General features: G+C 71.2%; 11 protein-coding genes. 5 read left to right on the top strand and 6 right to left on the bottom strand.

All coding sequences use genetic code 11. The features are described 5' to 3' along the window. Positions 1 to 121: 121 nt before the first annotated feature. Complete coding sequence (locus WME95_RS30685) at positions 122 to 757, top strand: DUF4142 domain-containing protein (protein ID WP_437902893.1); 636 nt, start codon at positions 122 to 124, stop codon at positions 755 to 757. A 33-nt stretch (positions 758 to 790) separates the two neighbouring features. Here WME95_RS30685 and WME95_RS30680 read toward each other — a convergent pair whose 3' ends face one another. Both WME95_RS30680 and WME95_RS30675 read right to left on the bottom strand, forming a co-directional pair. Continuing rightward, complete coding sequence (locus WME95_RS30680) at positions 791 to 1960, bottom strand: zinc-dependent alcohol dehydrogenase (protein ID WP_437902891.1); 1170 nt, start codon at positions 1958 to 1960, stop codon at positions 791 to 793. A 2-nt stretch (positions 1961 to 1962) separates the two neighbouring features. Beyond that, positions 1963 to 2700 carry a hypothetical protein gene (locus tag WME95_RS30675; RefSeq protein WP_437902890.1) on the bottom strand — a complete coding sequence of 246 codons (738 nt, stop codon included), beginning with the start codon at positions 2698 to 2700 and terminating at the stop codon, positions 1963 to 1965. 342 nt (positions 2701 to 3042) lie between these two features. On the opposite strand from WME95_RS30675, the gene WME95_RS30670 reads away from it, so the two are divergent. The 3 genes from WME95_RS30670 (at position 3043) to WME95_RS30660 (ending at position 6757) form a co-directional block, all read left to right on the top strand. Continuing rightward, positions 3043 to 3921 carry a CIA30 family protein gene (locus tag WME95_RS30670; protein WP_437902888.1) on the top strand — a complete coding sequence of 293 codons (879 nt, stop codon included), beginning with the start codon at positions 3043 to 3045 and terminating at the stop codon, positions 3919 to 3921. Between the two features lie 215 nt (positions 3922 to 4136). Continuing rightward, the gene (locus WME95_RS30665; protein WP_437902887.1) at positions 4137 to 5660 is read left to right on the top strand and encodes a sugar ABC transporter ATP-binding protein; all 1524 of its coding nucleotides are present in this window, start codon (positions 4137 to 4139) and stop codon (positions 5658 to 5660) included. Continuing rightward, entirely contained in the window at positions 5657 to 6757 is a 1101-nt protein-coding gene (locus tag WME95_RS30660) for a sugar ABC transporter permease (protein ID WP_437542402.1), read from the top strand. The genes WME95_RS30665 and WME95_RS30660 overlap by 4 nt, the downstream gene beginning before the upstream one ends. Positions 6758 to 6817: 60 nt before the next feature. Here the strand turns inward: WME95_RS30660 and WME95_RS30655 are convergent, their stop codons facing one another. The 4 genes from WME95_RS30655 to WME95_RS30640 all read right to left on the bottom strand — a co-directional run bounded on the left by WME95_RS30655 (position 6818) and on the right by WME95_RS30640 (position 15378). After that, on the bottom strand, positions 6818 to 8749 hold the full coding sequence (locus WME95_RS30655; protein ID WP_437902886.1) for an ABC-F family ATP-binding cassette domain-containing protein: 1932 nt from the start codon (positions 8747 to 8749) through the stop codon (positions 6818 to 6820). A gap of 266 nt (positions 8750 to 9015) precedes the next feature. Beyond that, positions 9016 to 12297, bottom strand: a complete 3282-nt coding sequence (locus WME95_RS30650) for a CARDB domain-containing protein (protein ID WP_437902885.1) — start codon at positions 12295 to 12297, stop codon at positions 9016 to 9018. Between the two features lie 300 nt (positions 12298 to 12597). After that, complete coding sequence (locus WME95_RS30645) at positions 12598 to 13449, bottom strand: ABC transporter ATP-binding protein (protein ID WP_437902884.1); 852 nt, start codon at positions 13447 to 13449, stop codon at positions 12598 to 12600. A gap of 144 nt (positions 13450 to 13593) precedes the next feature. Further along, positions 13594 to 15378: an SUMF1/EgtB/PvdO family nonheme iron enzyme gene (locus tag WME95_RS30640; RefSeq protein WP_437902883.1), complete on the bottom strand. Its 1785-nt coding sequence runs from the start codon at positions 15376 to 15378 to the stop codon at positions 13594 to 13596. A 102-nt stretch (positions 15379 to 15480) separates the two neighbouring features. Between WME95_RS30640 and WME95_RS30635 the strand changes: the two genes are divergently transcribed. Then, the gene (locus tag WME95_RS30635; RefSeq protein ID WP_437542395.1) at positions 15481 to 16269 is read left to right on the top strand and encodes an aldo/keto reductase; all 789 of its coding nucleotides are present in this window, start codon (positions 15481 to 15483) and stop codon (positions 16267 to 16269) included. The last annotated feature ends 2 nt before the right edge of the window (positions 16270 to 16271 follow it).

The raw sequence follows: 16271 nt of genomic DNA, 5'->3' as shown, positions 1-16271 counted from the left end.
TCCCTCGGATTACGTCGAGAGCGGGTCCGCCGCTTGCTTGACGTTCGAGACGTCGTGAGCCGCGGGCATCCACGGATCGGCCGGTGAAGCGCGCCGCGGAAATCCAGGAAGGGAATCCACCATGATGCGCCATCATTTCAAGCATCGCGTCGCGGTGATCGCCGCGCTCGCCGCGAGCGTCATCGGCAGCTCCGCGCACGCGGGTGGGCGTGGAGGTCACGTCCATCAGGGCGCGCAGATCTCCCAGCTGCAGCAGCGGCTGGAGGAGGCGAGCCCGCGGTCCGAGGAGACACAGGTGTCGGACGGCGCCCTCGCCAAGGTGATCTCCGTGGCCAACAAGGTCGAGATCTCTCTTGCGATGATCGCCCGCAAACAGGCGCGGTCGCGCGAGGTGAAGGATTTCGCCAGGGAGATGCTCGAGGCCCACACCCAGGGGAACATCCGCCTGAGCGCGCTCCTCCAGCGCCTCCGGATCAAGGCGGAGCCGACGCGGGCGAGCGCGATGATCGCCGGGCACTCGGCCATCATCGCGGCGTACCTCCAGCAGCAGCCGGCCGAGAAATTCGACCAGACGTACATGGCCATCCAGGTGAGGATGCACGCCCATGCCCTGCGGATGCTGGACGAGCAGGCCATCCCGAGGGTGAAGAACCAGGAGATGAAGCGGGAGCTCCAGCGCATTCGCGACGAGACGGCGAGCCACATGAAGCGGGCGCAGGCCATCCAGGCGACCCTGGCGAAGGGGCAGGAGCGCTAGCGCTCGCGGTCGGGGGCGGCGGCCTCGCCAGGGTCAGGGGGCGAACACCGCGCGCACGCACGCCTCCGCGCGCGCCTCGAAGAGGCGGTATCCGCGCGGCCCGTCGTCGAGGCACATCCGGTGCGTCAGGAGGTACGACGGATCGATGTCGCCGCGCTGGATGTGATCGAGCAGCCGCGGGATGTACCGCTGTCCGTGCTGCTGGCCGGTCCTGACGATGAGCGCCTTGTTCATGAGCGCGCCGAGCGGGATCTTGTCGGCGAACCCGGAATAGACGCCCACGATGGACACCGTGCCGCCCTTGCGGCAGGCCAGCATCGCCTCGCGCAGCACGAGCGGGCGGTCGCTCTGCATCCGGAACGCCTGCTTCACCCGATCGACCGCGTGCTGCAGGCCCGTCCCGTCGGCTTCCATGCCCACCGCGTCGATGCAGGCGTCGGGGCCGCGCCCGCCCGTCATCTCGCGGAGCGCCTCCTGGACGTCGACGTCGGCGTAGTTCACGGCGTCGGCGCCCCCGTGCGCCCTCGCCATCGCCAGGCGGTCCGCGATCCGGTCGATCGCGATGACGCGCTCGGCGCCGAGGAGATAGGCGCTCTTGATCGCCATCTGACCGACGCCCCCGCACCCCCAGACGGCGACGACCTGGCCCGGACGGATGTCGCAGAGCTCCGCCGCCATGTAGCCCGTCGAGAGCGCGTCGGAGGCGAACAGCGCGCTCTCGTCCCGCACCCCGTCGGGGACCTTGAACGCGCCGTGATCCGCGAACGGCACGCGCACGTACTCGGCGTGGCTGCCCGCGAAGCCCCCGAAAGCATGCGAGTAGCCGAAGATCGCGGCCGTCGTGTCCCCGAACACCCTGTCCGTCACCACGTGATGAGGATTCGAGTTCTCGCAGAGCGACCACAGCTCGCGCTGGCAATACGCGCACCGCCCACACCCGATGATGGACGACACGACGACCCGATCGCCGCGCTGCACCCGCTTCACCTCGGCGCCCGTCTCCACGACCTCGCCGAGGAACTCGTGCCCGAGGATGTCGCCCTGCTTCATCGTCGGGACGTACCCGTGGAGCAGGTGCAGATCCGAGCCGCAGACCGACGACAGCGAGACGCGGACGATGGCGTCGTGCGGGCTGATGAGCTTCGGCTCGGGCACCGACTCCACGACGATGTCATCCACCCCATTCCAGCAGATCGCGCGCATGGTCACTCCCTCTCACGGTCTGCCCGGCCGGACGGCTGCCCCGCCGTCGTCGGGATCTCGCCGATCTCGATCCATTGCCTCAGGCGCCGCAGCTCGCCCCGCAGCTGCCGCCTGGGCAGCTCCGCCAGCAGCTCGCCCGCCGCGCGCGCGAGCCGCCCCCGCGGCCGCGCGCCCGGCAACACCACCTTGATCTCCGTGCCCCCGTCGCCCGGCGCGGTCGCGAGCGAAACGACCCCTGCCGGCGTGCGCTCCGGGCCACCCGCGCGGGCCGCCCGGATCGTCGAGGCTTGCCTCTTCGCGCCGGCCTCCACGCGCCCGATGCTCGGCAGGAGGCGCCGCACGCCCGCCGCGTCCTGCAGCGCGTGCAGGACCGCCGCCCGCGCGCGGCTCACCGTGACGCTGCTCACGACCCGCGGGGCGCGGGCCCCGAGCGCCCGCAGCGCCGACGCCGCGAGCTCGACCCCGAGCGCCGGCCGCTCCTCGGACAGCCCGGCGACCCGCTCGTAGATGCGGTATGCCGCCGTCTCCAGCCGGCTCAGGAGCAGCCCCGCGATTCCCCTCCTCCCCGGCAGCCGCGCGCAGCTCGCGCGCTGCGCCGCGGCGCTCTGCCGCTCTCTCCGCGGGGCTCTCTCCTGCTCCGTCGGGGGCGCGCCTTCACCGCCGCTCTGCTCCCGGTCCGCGCTCTGCGCGCTCCTCTGCGCCGCGGCGCGCGCTCGCCGGCCAGCCTTCGCCCGTGCCATCTTTCCTCCTTCGAGCCTCGCCGAGAGAGCCCGCGAAGGCGCCTTGCAAGCAGGCGGCCACTCGCGCTGATCCAGGCGCTCACGTCTCAACGACGCTCCGAACATGCCACCGCCGTTGCGAGCGGCCCCAACAAGGACATTCGCGCGAGCCTCGCTTCCAGGGCGAACGACGGCGAACGATGGCGAACGATGACAAAGATGGATTGCAGCGAGGAAAGAAGAAGGTTGCAGGGCCTGAGCTTCCAGGCGATACTCGCCGCGCCAGGACGCTCCTCGATTCAATTGACGTCCGGCCCAGAGCGAGCGCTGATTAGAATAACGTAGATACGGAGATGTGAACGTATGACAACTAGAATTTTCCTGCGTGCTTTTAACTTGGTGGTCTGTGGACTGGCTGTCGCGGCGTTCGCCGCGTGCGGCGACGACGACGGTGGCGGGAGCGGGAGCGGGAGCGGGGGCGCGGGCGGCGCCGGCAGCGCCGGCAGCACGACCTCCGCGGGCACCGTGGACCCGACGACCACGACGACGAGCACGGGGAGCACCGACACCTCCACGGCCTCGACGGCCGCGAGCACCTCGGCGTCGACGGGCGCGGGCGCCGGCCCCCAGACGATCGAGATGATCGATGACATGGAGGACAACGACAACGCCATCCTGGCCGACGGCGGGCGTGTTGGTTACTGGTACACCTTCAATGACGCGACGGAGGGGGCCACGCAGACCCCGCCGCCCGATCCGGAGGGGACCGGGGCAGAGCCTTTCACGATGACGGCGCTCGAGCCGGCGCGCGGGCAGAGCACGTACGCGGCGCGCTCGTGGGGGACGGGCTTCACAGAGTGGGGCGCTGGCTTCGGCTTCGATCTGAACAGCCCCGAGGGGGTCAAGGCCACCTATGACGCCTCGGCGTACACCGGAATCACCTTCTGGGCGAAGCTCGGCCCGGGCTCCGGCACGAGCGCGACCGTCATGATCTCCGACCCGGGGACGGATGCTGCCGGCGGTGCCTGTTCAGACAAGTGCGACGCGTGGCAGAAGACCTTCGCCGCCACCGAGGAGTGGCAGCAGTTCACCATTCCCTTCGCGGAGCTGAAGCAGGGCGGCTGGGGCGATCCGGCGGGCACCGAGCAGATCGACGCGGCGAAGCTCTACTCGCTCCAGTTCCAGATCGGCAAGGCACCCGAGTTCGACCTCTACATCGACGACCTCGGCTTCTACAACTGAGCGCCGTCGCCCGGGTCGCTCCGGGATCCCTCGCCGGGGGCTCTCATACATTCTTCGCCCCCCGCACCTCCCAGGAAACACGCGTGACGCGTGACGCGTGACGCGTGACGACCTGCGCGCCTGGATCCTCTGCGCGCTTCCAACAAAGTGCTTGCATCGCAGCCCCCTCCCAGGCGAACGTGGCCGCGCGCTGACGCCCCCTTGCGCCCAGGACAATGCCTCTCCTCGAGCTCGCATCGATCACGAAGCAGTTCCCCGGTGTGAAAGCCCTCGATGGCGTCTCGTTCGACCTCCAGGAGGGCGAGATTCACGCCCTCTGCGGCGAGAACGGCGCGGGTAAGAGCACCCTCATCAAGATCCTGTGCGGCTACTACCCCGCAGGCACGTACGGCGGCGAGATCCGCTTGAACGGCGGCGTCGTGCAGTTCAGCAGCATGCGCAGCGCCGAGGAGCACCGCATCGCGCTGATCGCGCAGGAGCTCGCGCTCGTGCCCGATCTCAGCGTCGCCGAGAACCTCGTGCTCGGGCGGGAGCCCGTCCGCGGTGGGCTCATCGACTGGGACGCGGTGCGGGCCCTGGCGCGGGAGGCGCTCGCGCGCGTCGGGCTCGACATCGATCCCGAGCGCCCGATCAAGGAGCTGGGCATCGGCCAGCAGCAGATGGTCGAGATCGCGAAGGCGCTGCTCAAGGACGCGAAGATCCTCGTCCTCGACGAGCCCACGGCGGCGCTCACCGAGTCCGGCGTGAAGACGTTGCTCGGCCTGCTGCGCGATCTGCGCGCCCGCGGCGTCTCCTGCATCTACATCAGCCACCGGCTCGAGGAGGTCTTCGAGATCGCCGACCGCATCACGGTCCTCCGTGACGGGAAGTCGATCACGACCCAGCCGCGGACCGCGCTCTCGCCCGACAACGTCATCTCGTACATGGTCGGCCGCGAGGTGACGAACCTCTACCCCTGCCCCCCGCCGCCGGAGGGCCCCGTCGCGATGTCGGTCCAGGGCTGGTCGGTCGAGGACGGCGGGCACCCCGGGCGGTTCGTGCTGCGCGACGTGAGCTTCGAGGTGCGCGCCGGCGAGGTGCTGGGCATCGGCGGCCTCATGGGCGCCGGCCGCACCGCGCTCCTCTCGACGATCTTCGGCGCTGCGACGAGCCGCGTCACCGGCGCGATCTCGGTCCGAGGCGGGCCCGCGACGCCGCCGTTCAGGGCGCCCGAGCAGGCGATCGACGCGGGCATCGCGCTCGTCAGCGAGGATCGCAAGCGCTACGGCCTCGTGCTCGAGGCGACCCTCCTCGACAACATCACGCTCGCGACCCTGCGGCGGTTCGTGAAGGGGCTCTTCCTCGATCACGCCGAGCGAGAGGTCACGGCGGTCGAGCAGATGAAGGCGCTCAGGACGAAGGCGTCTGGGCCGCTCGCGCTCGCGAACCAGCTCTCGGGCGGCAACCAGCAGAAGATCGTCATCGGCAAATGGCTGATGACGGGGCCCCGGGTGCTGCTGCTCGACGAGCCGACCCGAGGAATCGACGTCGGGGCGAAGGCGGAGATCTACCAGCTCATCCACAAGCTCGCTTCGGATGGGCTCGCCGTGGTGCTCGTGTCCTCCGATCTGCCGGAGCTGCTTGGCATGAGCCACCGCGTGCTGGTCCTCAACCAGGGCAGACCGACGGCCTGCCTCGACCGGAAGGACGCGACGGCGGAGCGCGTGATGGCTGCTGCAACGAGGAAGGTGACGGAATGAGCGAGGCCAAGCTTCGCGTGCGTATCCCCTGGCGCGCCCTCTCGATGGTGGGCTCGCTCATCGCGATCTGGATTGCCTTCTCCATCACGACCGATGGGACGTTCGTGACGCCGCGCAACCTGACGCTCCTCGCGCGGCAGATGTCGGTGACGTCGATCCTGGCCATCGGCATGGTGATGGTCATCGTCGCGGGGCAGATCGATCTCTCGGTGGGCGCGCTCGCCGGTCTGCTCGGCGCCTCATCGGCGATGATCTACGTGAGCCTCGGCTGGCCGCTGCCGGCCGCCTTCATCCTGCCGCTCCTGCTCGGGGCCGTCCTTGGCTTCGTGCAGGGGACCCTCGTGGCGCGGCTGCGGATTCCCCCCTTCATCGTCACGCTCGGCGGGATGCTCATCTTCCAGGGATCCATCCTGGGCTTGACAGGCGGTGTGTCCATCTCGCCGGCGCGTCCTTACCTGTTCGTGGGTCAGGCGTACGTGCCGCACACCCTCGGCTGGGCGGGCGCTGGCATCCTCTGCGTCGGGCTGCTGTACAAGGCGGCGCGCGCCACCGGCACGGCGCGCTACCCGTGGATCGGGCTCGCCGTGTTCTCCCTCGCGTTCGCCGCCCTGATGAACTCCTACGAGGGTGTCCCGTTCCCCGTGCTGGTCGTGCTCGTGCTCGCGACCGCGTTCACGGTGCTCGCGAAGCACACGACGTTCGGGCGGCACCTCTACGCGATCGGCGGCAACCGCGAGGCGTCCTTCTACTCCGGCATCAACATCGATCGTCACCTCATCGCCGTGTTCACGCTGATGGGCGTGATGGCGGGCATCGCGGGCGTGGTGCTCACCGCCCGCGTCGGCTCCGCGACCTCGGACGCCGGCCGGATGATGGAGCTCGACGCGATCGCGGCCGCCGTCATCGGCGGCACGTCGCTCCTCGGCGGGCAGGGCACCATCTGGGGCGCGCTGCTCGGCGCGCTCGTCATGGCCTCGCTCGACAACGGGATGAGCCTGATGAACACGGAGAGCTTCTGGCAGCCGGTCATCAAGGGCATCATCCTCATCCTGGCCGTCGGCATCGACATGGCCAGCCGCAAGACAAGAGGGCATTAGGCGAGCCCCCGCGCCGCGCGGCGGACCCCCTCTCCCGGGGCCGGGCACCCCGGCAAGACCTCACTGCGCCTGGACCGCCCCGAGCTCCGCGATCTCCTGCTCGATCTGCTCCCACTCCGCCATGAGCGCGTCGATGCGCGGGCCGAGCGCCTCGTCCTCGGCCTGGAGCGCCGCGATCTCGGCCTGTCCGGTGCGCTCGAAGAAGCCGTCGCTGCAGTAGAGGTCGTGGATCGCCTTCTTCCGCGCCTCGGCCGCCTCGATGGACGCGAGCACCTTGTCGCGCCGCGCGGGCAGCTCCTTCTGCCGGTTGCGACGCCGCTTCTGCTCCTCCCAGGAGCCGCCCGCCTCCGCAGGCGCGGCCGCCTTCTGGTGCTCGCGCTTCGCCTTCAGCACCACCGTGTCGGCGTCGAGGTGATCGTCGCCGCAGCCGGCCAGGTACTCCTCGTAGGTGCCGGGGAAATCGCGCGGCCCGCTCGGCGTGACCTCGAGGATGCGCGTCGCCAGCTCGGAGACGAAGTAGCGATCGTGCGAGACGAAGAGCACCGTCCCCTCGAACGCCTTGAGCCCCTCGACGAGCCCCTCGATCGCCTCGAGGTCGAGGTGGTTGGTCGGCTCGTCGAGCACGAGCACGTTCGGCCGCTCGACGATGATCCGGCAGAAGATGAGCCGCGCCGCCTCGCCGCCGGAGAGCGAGCCGACGCTCTTCTCGACGTCGTCGCCCGAGAACAGCGCCCTGCCGAGCTGGCCGCGGACGTAGCTCGGCGACTCGTCGGGGCACGCCGCCCACAGGAAGGAGAGCGGCGTCATCGACCCGTCGACGAGCAGCTCGCGGTGATCCTGGGCGAAGTAGCCGACGCGGGCCTCGTGCCCCCACGACGCGCCGCCCGCGTCGGCCGCGAGCCGGCCCACGAGGATCTTGAGCAGCGTCGATTTGCCTAGCCCGTTCGGCCCGATCACCGCGACCCGCTCGCCCCGCCGCACCGACAGCGACACGTCGCGCAGCACCTGCTTCGCGCCGTACGACTTCGAGATCCCCTTCGCCTCGAGCACGTCGCGCCCGCTCGGCCTCTGGATCGCGAACCGGAACAGCGGCGAACGCCGCGACGTGTCGGCGAGCTCCTCGACCTCGATCTTCTCGATCTGCTTGAGCCGGCTCTGCGCCTGGCGCGCCTTGGTCGCCTTCGCGCCGAACCGCTCCACGAACGCGCGCTTGTCCGCGATGATCTTCTCGGCGCGGGCGATCTCGGCCTGCTTGCGCTCGCGGATCGACCGCTTCTCGACGACGAAGGCGGCGTAGTTGCCCGTGTAGAGCGTGATCGTCTCGTAGTCGACGTCGAGGATGTGCGTGGCGACGTTGTCGAGGAAGCGCTGGTCGTGGGAGATGACGACCGCGCAGCCCTTGTAGCCGGCCAGGAACCTCTCGAGCCAGCGGATGGAGAGGATGTCGAGGTGGTTCGTGGGCTCGTCGAGCAGCAGCACGTCCGCGCCGCCGAGGAGCACCTGCGCGAGCAGCACGCGCAGCTTGAAGCCGCCCGAGAGCGTGGAGAGCGGCCTCCGGTGCGCCTCGACGGGGATGCCGAGCCCCTCGAGCACGGCGCTCGCGCGCGCCTCCAGCGTGTAGCCGTCGTGGGCGCGGATGCGATCTTCGAGGTCCGCCACCCGGCCGGCGTCGCCGCCGTCCTCCGCGAGGCGGCGCGACTCGACGAGCGCCTCCCACACGACGCGATCGCCCATCATCGCGAGATCCAGGATGATCTGGTCGTCGCTGAGGAACCGATCCTGCCGGAGCACACCCACGCGGGCGTCCTTCGGGATGCTGACGCTCCCGTCGCTCGCGGGCTCGTCGCCCGCCACGATCTTCAGGAAGGTGGTCTTCCCCGAGCCGTTCGCGCCCACCAGGCCGTAGCGGGATCCGGGGTTCAGCTTGAGCGAGACGCCCTCGAAGAGGGTCCGATCACCGAATGATTTCGAGAGGTTCGAGGTTCCGAGCATGGCGCTGTGGGGGCTTGGGTCGCGGCGCGTGGGGCGCGGGGTGCAGCGCGCCGGGGCGGCGCGCCTCGCGGGGCGCCGCCAGCGGCGCGGCGGGGCGCACAGGCATAGCACCGCGCCCCGGGCGGGAGCCGGTGAACGTGCGTCAGCGCGCGTCAGCGCGCGTCAGCGCGCGCCAGCGCGCGTCAGCGCGGCGCCGGCGTGGCGCGCGGCGCCGGCGTGGCGCGCGTCCGGCTGGCGGGGAGGCCCGCCGGCCGGACGCCGGCGCGTCAGTTGATCTCCGGGCACAGGAGCTTGTCCGAGGCCGCGTCCTTGTTGTTCCCGTCGTTGCACTCGTCGATCGCCCCGTCCGGATCGACGAGGGCGTAGATCAGGATCGACAGGTTCGACGGGAACTTCTCGATGGTGGCGGTGCGGTTCACGCTCGCCCCGGGCGCGATCGGCCCCGGGATGATCTCCTCGTGGAGCGCCGTCCCGCCCTGGCCGGGATCGCCCGCGTAGTACCGGATCCGCACGTCGCTGGCCGGCGCGGAGCCGGCGTTGGTGACGGTCGTCGGGACGTCGACCTGCTTCACGGCGCACTTGTTGGTGTTCACCCGGCCGATCTCGATCTGGAGGTCCGGGCGCGCGCTGCCGGCGTCGAGGGGCGCGGTGAGCGCGTTGTTGTCCTCGTGGCACTCGCGCTCGACGGCGTCCTCGTCCACGACGGCGCGCACGCGGGCGGGCAGCGTCTGCTGCGCGTTGTGCGCGGCGTTGTAGTGCACCGTGAGGAGCAACGAGCTGTGCGGCTCGATGCTGCTCTGGAGGACGAACTTCAGCGGGGCGAGGTCGTCACCGTAGAGCGGCTCATCAACGTCCGGCGTGTCCCACTCGCCGTAGAAGTTGATGGCGACGCCGGGGCCTACGCGGAGATCGCCGAGGTTCTCGACGCGCACGGTGATGGCGACCTCGTCGGTGAGCTCGCCGCAGGTCGCGTCCGGGGACGAGACCTGGATGCCGCTCAGCGCGAGATCCGGCGCGATGCCGTACGACCGCGGGTTCGAGCGGTAGGTGTTGTAGGCGCGGCCGCCGTACGCCTTCCAGCTCTCGGGCTCCTTCAGGGGGATGCCGCCGCTCTCGAGCACGTTCGTCACGTGGTAGCTGTGCTGGTTCCAGATGCGGCGCGCCGAGACCCAGAGGTCGTTCTGCGCGCCCCAGACCTCGAGGCCGTTGTTGTAGTCGGTGCCTTGCGAGCAATGCGTCGATTCGTTCGAGGTGCCGAACACGATCTCCGCGTTGCCGTCGTTGTCGACGTCGGCGACGATCGGGTACTCGGACCGGGTGCGGCTCGGCGAGGGCACCTTGAACAGGACGTCGGCCGTCACGCCGTCGTAGATGCGGAAGTAGCACTCGTCGTTGTAGATGACCTCGGCGGCGCCGTCGCCGTTGAAGTCGAACACGCTCGACCCGGTGGTGCGGCTCGAGTCGTCCTCGGTCAAGCGCTGCCAGCCGTTGTGGTAGCAGACGCAGGTGCCCCGCTGCTGGTTGCACGTCGCCGCGCCCGGGGCGCCGCACTCCTCGTCCGTTGTGCACGGCTTCCCGTTCGGGGTCCGCTCCGGGTTGCCCTGCAGCCCCGTGCCCGCGTCGGTGAACGCGTTGGGCCACGCCGGGCACTCGGCCGTCGGCGCCTGGAGATCGAACATCATGTAGCGGAGGCCGAACGCCGTGCCGACCTCGGGGAAGCCGTCGCCGTCGAAGTCGTCCACGTTCGGGGCGCCGCCGTCGAACGTGGTGCCCTCGGCCGTCATCACCTGGCGGCGCTTGATGGTGCCGTCCTGCCCGTTGAGCACGAAGAAGTACCCGTTGTTGAACAGGATCACCTCCGGGGCCTTATCGAGCGGGTTGCCGGGCCCGGGCGCGGCGTCCTGGTCCTCTCCGAGGACGTCGGCCACGGCGCAGAGGCCGTCGCGCTGCGCGTTCGGGATCCCGGCCGTGCCGTTGACGGCCTGCCCGTCCCAGAGCTCGAGGAGCTTGCCCTCGCAGAACGCCGTCGCGTCCTTGTCGGTGTACGGCGGCGCGCACCCGGCCCTGCTCGTCACGCCGGGCGGCGGGCGGGGCAGAATATAGGCGGTGCTGCCCGCGACGATCTCCAGCCGGGGGTCGTCGTCGAGGTTCGCGACGCACGCGATGGGCCCGAGCCGGTTCTGCGGGTTCGTCGGAGACCCCTGTATCCCTTGAGCCTTGTCGCCCTTGAAGTGGTCGACGATGGAGAGCTCGCGGGTCGCCTCGTCGACGCGCAACGTGAACACGTTCGGCCCGACCACGATCTCCGGGAGCCCCTGTCCGTCGATGTTGGCGAGCGCGGGCGACGGCTCGTTGTAGCCCGTCCAGATCTCGTTCACGAGGACCCTGGTCTCGCCCGTGTTGCTGAAGATCTGGAGCCCTGTCTTCGTCACCTCCGTGGCCCCAGACCCCGTCACGACGGCGGTGATCGCGACGATCTCGGGGACGCCGTCGCCGTCGAGATCGCCGACGGCCAGCCCGGCGGTCGGCATCAGCGTCGCGTCGGCGCAGGCGTAGGGCGCGTCGATGGGGTCGCCCTCGTGCCAGACCTGCGCGCCGAGCACCGCGAAGTAGTTCTCTCCCTTGCGGGGCCCGCCGCCGTGGATCGCCCGGAGGACGCCCTGCTTGCCGAAATTCGAGCCGCAGAACGTCGTGAAGATGATCTCGGGGAAGTCGAGCTCGTTGATGAGCCCGTCGCCGTTGTCGTCGTCGAGGTTGGCGACGAGCGGCGTCATGACGGTCTGCGCCGAGGTCTTGAACGGGCTGTTGGCGGCGTCGGAGTTGGCGCGGTTCTCCCCTCCCCACTGGATCTCGTTCTGCGGCAGGGCGCCCGCGAACGGCTCCGGCGGCAAGAGGCACGTGGGCGCGGCGCCCGTGCCGGAGCAGGATCCGACCTCGCAGGAGGCATAGGTGGGGCAGTCCCAGTCGTCCTCGCAGGGGCAGCTGGCGGTCCCGGCGCCGTCGTCGGTGCACGTGCTCTCGAAGTAGGCCGATCCGCCGCACGTGAAGAGCTCGCTCGCGGTGCTGCCGTTCGACACGCACAGCTGGAGGCTGTTGCCGTCGCACGTCCGCTCGCCGGCCGTGCAGGCATCGACGACGCAGATGGTGCCGTTGCAGAACTGGTTGAACGCGCACTGGAGGTCGCTCTGGCAGGCGATATCGACGCAGCGCGCGCCTGCGTCCGGGGGCGTCTCGCACACCTCGGTCGCGTCGCAGGTGAGGTCGTCGCACGTGTTGTTGACGCAGGTGCCCTGTCCGTCCTCCTCCTCGCAGTGCTGGTCCGCCCGGCAGCTCACGCCCTCACAGCCACTCTCGCCGCCTGCGCCGCCCGACGCGGCCATCGACCCGACGAACCCGCCGCCATCGCCCGAGCTGCTGCTCGTGCCGCCGTTGCCTCCGCCGCCGTCGCCGGGTGGCAGGGCGACATCCGGATCATCGCCGCAGGCCGCTGCAGCGAGCAAAAACCAAGGAAGAGCGCGGGGAAGCAACCGCCGGGGGCGCGTGGGCATGAGGCGATTGTACGAGCGCGCTGTCGGCATGGAAGCGCGTTCGCGCGCGGGATCGTGCGGCGAGTGGGAGCTCTGCCCACGATGGGCGTTGCGCGCGGCAGCGGTCAGCGGCAAGCGGGGGAGAGGGGGAGCGGGCCACGCGAGCCGTGGGGACGGCCGCGGTGGGGGCCGAGAGCTCCGGCGCACGGACGCTGTTGGAGGTGACCTGGGTGCGAGTGCCGATCGCGCTGCCCACGCTCGATAGCGAGAGTGTCGTGCAGCGCCGGAGTCCGACAGCGCGCTTGTTCTACCCGCGGGGCCTCACGCCCCGCCGCTCTCCAGCGCCTCTTGCAGCGCGCGCACCTCGCGCGCGAACGCGGGCTCGGTGCGCAGCGCGGCCGTCCGCTTGTCCGGCAGCGAAAGCGTGCGGTCGGCGACGACGCGCGCCGGCCGCGGGGACAGGACGACGGCGCGCTCGGCGAGGTAGGCGGCCTCGGTGATCGAGTGGGTCACGAAGAGCACCGTCATGCCGAGCTCGGCCCAGAGCGCGCGGAGCTCGTCGTCGAGCCGGCTCCTCGTGAGCTCGTCGAGCGCGGCGAACGGCTCGTCGAGCAGGAGCAGCCGAGGGCGCGTGACCAGCGCGCGGGCGAGCGATACGCGCATGCGCATGCCGCCGGAGAGCTCGGCCGGGTACCGCGCGCCCGCGTCGGCCAGGCCGACCTGGACGAGCGCCGCCCGCGCCGCCGCGCGGCGCTCGTCGAGCGGCGCGCCGGCGAGCTCGAGCGGCAGGGCGGCGTTTTCGAGGACGCTCCGCCAGGGCAGGAGGTGGGCGTCCTGGAAGACATACGCGAGGGGCGCGCGCGCGCCGCCTGCGCCGCCCGCGCGGCGTTCGCCCCCCGGCGCCTCCTCGGCCTCCACGACGGCCGCGCCGGCGTCGGCGCGGTCCAGCCCGGCGACGAGCCGCAGCAGCGTGGATTTGCCGCACCCGGAGGGCCCGAGGAGCGCGACGAACGCGCCAGGCGCGATGTCGAGATCGATGCCGTCGATCGCGATCACGCCGGGGGCGCCGTCCCCCGGCGCGCGGCCCGCGTCGTCCAGCACCGGGAAGACGCGCCGGACGCCGGTCAGCCGCACGCGGACGCCGCCGCTCGCCCTGGCCCTGTTCGTCTGCATCTGCGCCCGGCGTTCTATCCGCGCCGCCGCCGGTTGACCAGGCGCTCGTGCGCCGCGCGCCCCCGCCGAACAGCCGAGCCTGCGGAGCCGCCGAGCCCGCGCCGAGCCGCCGCACGTGCGCCGAGCAGCCGCCGCCCCGCGCCCTCAGCTCGACGAGGCCGTTCGCACGCAGCGGAAGCCGCCGCCGGCGAAGCGGTAGTGCGCCTCGAAGCTCGTGCGCGCCCAGGTGCGGAGCGACTGCGCGCCGTACATCCACGAGCCGCCGCGCATCACGAGCAGCGGCCGATCCGAGGGCCGCGTGTTGCGCGGGTTGTGGGAGGGGCCGTCCGCATAGAAGTGCGGATCGTCGTAGTCCTCGCACCACTCCCACACGTTGCCGGCGAGGTCGAGGATGCCGTAAGGAGAGGCGCCCCCCGGCAGCGAGCCGACGGGCACCGTCCCGCCCTCGCGGTTGTCGTAGTTCGCGCGCGTGGGCCCGGGCTCGGCGCGCCCCCACGGGTATTTCCGGCCGTCGGTGCCGCGCGCGGCCTTCTCCCACTCGGCCTCGGTCGGCAGGCGCTTGCCGGCCCAGTTGGCGTAGGCCCGCGCGTCGTCCCACGACACGTACACAACGGGGTGGTCCTCGAGGCCCGCGGGGATCTCGCCGCGCCTGAAATGGGTGAGGAGCCGGCTCGCGTCGTCGTCGTCGGGGCGGTACCCGGTCACGTCGAGGAACGCCTTGAACTGGCGGTTCGTGACCGGCGTGCGATCCATGTAGAACGCGTCGACGTGGACCTTCCTGCGCTGCTGCCCGCTCAGGAACGGCCCGCCGGGGACGAGGATCATCTGCTCGCCGGTCTTCTCGCGGACCGTCGGCGCGAGCTCGCGCCCGTCGGACGAGGGCCGCGACGGGGCGGGCGAGAACTCCGAGAGCGCCTCGTCGAGCCGCGCCCGGAACTCCGCGCACGACCCCGGCCTCCCCGCCGGATCCTTCGAGAGCGCGTCGAGCACGAGCCGGTCGAGGGCCGGCGGGATGTCGGGGCGCAGCGACGAGGGGGGCGCCGGGGCGTCGGCGACGTGGGCCATCATCACGGCGAAATGGTTGGGGCTGTCGAACGGCACCTGCCCTGTCGTCAGCTTGTAGAGCGTCACGCCGAGAGAGTAGATGTCCGAGCGCCGATCCGCGGCGTGGGGGCTCTTCACCTGCTCGGGCGACATGTAACAGCACGTCCCGAGGAACGCGCCGCTCAGCGTGTACGTCGTCCCCTCCAGGATCTTGGCGATGCCGAAGTCGACGATCTTGGGGGAGAGGCCGTCTTTCCCGGTCGTGACGAGGATGTTGTCGGGCTTGAGGTCGCGGTGGATGATGCCCATGCGGTGCCCCTCGTCCATCGCGTCGAGCACGCCGCCGAACAGCGCGCGGATCTCCTGGAAGGGGATGCGCCCGCGCCACCGCTCGAGGTGCCGCACCAGCGTCGACCCGTCGACGTACTCCATGACGATCGCGAGCAGGTGATCGCGCTCGACGAAATCGTAGACGGCGACCACGTTCTCGTGGCTCCAGGAGCGGAGCACCCGCGCCTCCCGCGCGAACCGCCGCCGGATCTCCGGGTTGCCGCAGAGGTTCGAGTGCAGGCATTTGACGGCCACGACGCGCTCGCGCGCCCGGTCGTGAGCGCGGTAGACGACGCCCATGCCGCCCTCGCCGAGCGTCGACTCGATGCGATAGACGCTGATCTCCGTCCCGGGCAAGAGCCGCACCGGCGGCAGCGGCAGGGAGGTTGGCGGCAGCCCGACGGCGCCGAGCTGCGTCGCGGGGAACGCCGTCGCGGCGAGGGCGGGGCTGGGATCCGGCGCGGTGACGAGCTGGCCGCACGAGGGGCAGAAGCGGGCGTTCTCCGGGAGCGGAGCGCTGCAGCCGGCGCACCGGGGAGGGGAGTCCTGGCCCATCGGTGGCCCGGGAGTCTCGCACAGGTCGGGGCGGCCGTGGGCGGCGAATGTGCGGCGCGCGGGAGCCGGTGACGCCGACGGAGGTGATGTAAGATCCGCCCCATGATGGACGACTGGCTCCACCGCGCCCCGACCGCCCTTCGTGGCAAGCGCATCTTCCGGCTCGGGCTCGCGGCGAGCTACGGCATCGACGAGGACGGCGTGCGCGCGGCGATGGACCGGGGGGTCAATCTCTTCCTCTGGACGATGCGCTCGGGCGGGCTCGGCAACCCGCTGCGCGAGGCGCTGAAGGGGCGCCGCGACAGCGTCGCGGTGGTCGGTTACGCGCAGCTCGGCTGGTTCGGATGGGGCGTGCGCCGGGGCGCCGAGAAGCTGCTCCGGGAGCTCGGGACCGATCACCTCGATGTCTATCTGCTCAGCTGGCTCGGCGTCGGCTCTGCCTGGACGAGCGCGACCGAGCGCGAGCTCGTGCACCTGCGCGAGAGCGGCAAGGTGCGGGCGCTCGGGGTGAGCATCCACGACCGCCCGCGGGCGGGCGGCCTGGCCGAGTCGTCGCCGCTCGACCTGCTCATGATCCGCTACAACGCCGCGCACCCCGGCGCGGAGCGTGACATCTTCCCGCACGTGCGCGAGTCGAAGCCGAGCATCCTCGCCTACACGGCGACGGCGTGGCGCCGGCTGCTGAAGCAGCCGAAGGGCTGGGATCGCCCGGCGATGACGGCGGGCGACTGCTATCGATTCCAGCTCTCCAGCCCGCACGTGGATCTCGCGCTGACGGGGCCGAAGAGCCGCGCCGAGGTGGAGGCGAACCTCGACGCGCTCGCGAAGGGGCCGCTCACCGCGGACGAGCAGGCCTGGATGCGGGAGTTCGGGCGCGCCGTGCACGGGTGAGG

Origin of the sequence: Sorangium sp. So ce327, from assembly GCF_051530205.1 — a bacterium.
Taxonomy (GTDB): domain Bacteria; phylum Myxococcota_A; class Polyangia; order Polyangiales; family Polyangiaceae; genus Sorangium; species Sorangium cellulosum_B.
This window is presented reverse-complemented; position numbering and strand designations above follow the sequence as displayed.

Excerpts from the sequence above, each read along its gene's own strand:
- WME95_RS30685 (WP_437902893.1), top strand. The coding sequence starts at position 122 with ATGATGCGCCATCATTTCAAGCATCGCGTCGCGGTGATCGCCGCGCTC.
- WME95_RS30680 (WP_437902891.1), bottom strand. The coding sequence starts at position 1,960 with ATGCGCGCGATCTGCTGGAATGGGGTGGATGACATCGTCGTGGAGTCG.
- WME95_RS30675 (WP_437902890.1), bottom strand. The coding sequence starts at position 2,700 with ATGGCACGGGCGAAGGCTGGCCGGCGAGCGCGCGCCGCGGCGCAGAGG.
- WME95_RS30670 (WP_437902888.1), top strand. The coding sequence starts at position 3,043 with ATGACAACTAGAATTTTCCTGCGTGCTTTTAACTTGGTGGTCTGTGGA.
- WME95_RS30665 (WP_437902887.1), top strand. The coding sequence starts at position 4,137 with ATGCCTCTCCTCGAGCTCGCATCGATCACGAAGCAGTTCCCCGGTGTG.
- WME95_RS30660 (WP_437542402.1), top strand. The coding sequence starts at position 5,657 with ATGAGCGAGGCCAAGCTTCGCGTGCGTATCCCCTGGCGCGCCCTCTCG.
- WME95_RS30655 (WP_437902886.1), bottom strand. The coding sequence starts at position 8,749 with ATGCTCGGAACCTCGAACCTCTCGAAATCATTCGGTGATCGGACCCTC.
- WME95_RS30650 (WP_437902885.1), bottom strand. The coding sequence starts at position 12,297 with ATGCCCACGCGCCCCCGGCGGTTGCTTCCCCGCGCTCTTCCTTGGTTT.
- WME95_RS30645 (WP_437902884.1), bottom strand. The coding sequence starts at position 13,449 with ATGCAGACGAACAGGGCCAGGGCGAGCGGCGGCGTCCGCGTGCGGCTG.
- WME95_RS30640 (WP_437902883.1), bottom strand. The coding sequence starts at position 15,378 with ATGGGCCAGGACTCCCCTCCCCGGTGCGCCGGCTGCAGCGCTCCGCTC.
- WME95_RS30635 (WP_437542395.1), top strand. The coding sequence starts at position 15,481 with ATGATGGACGACTGGCTCCACCGCGCCCCGACCGCCCTTCGTGGCAAG.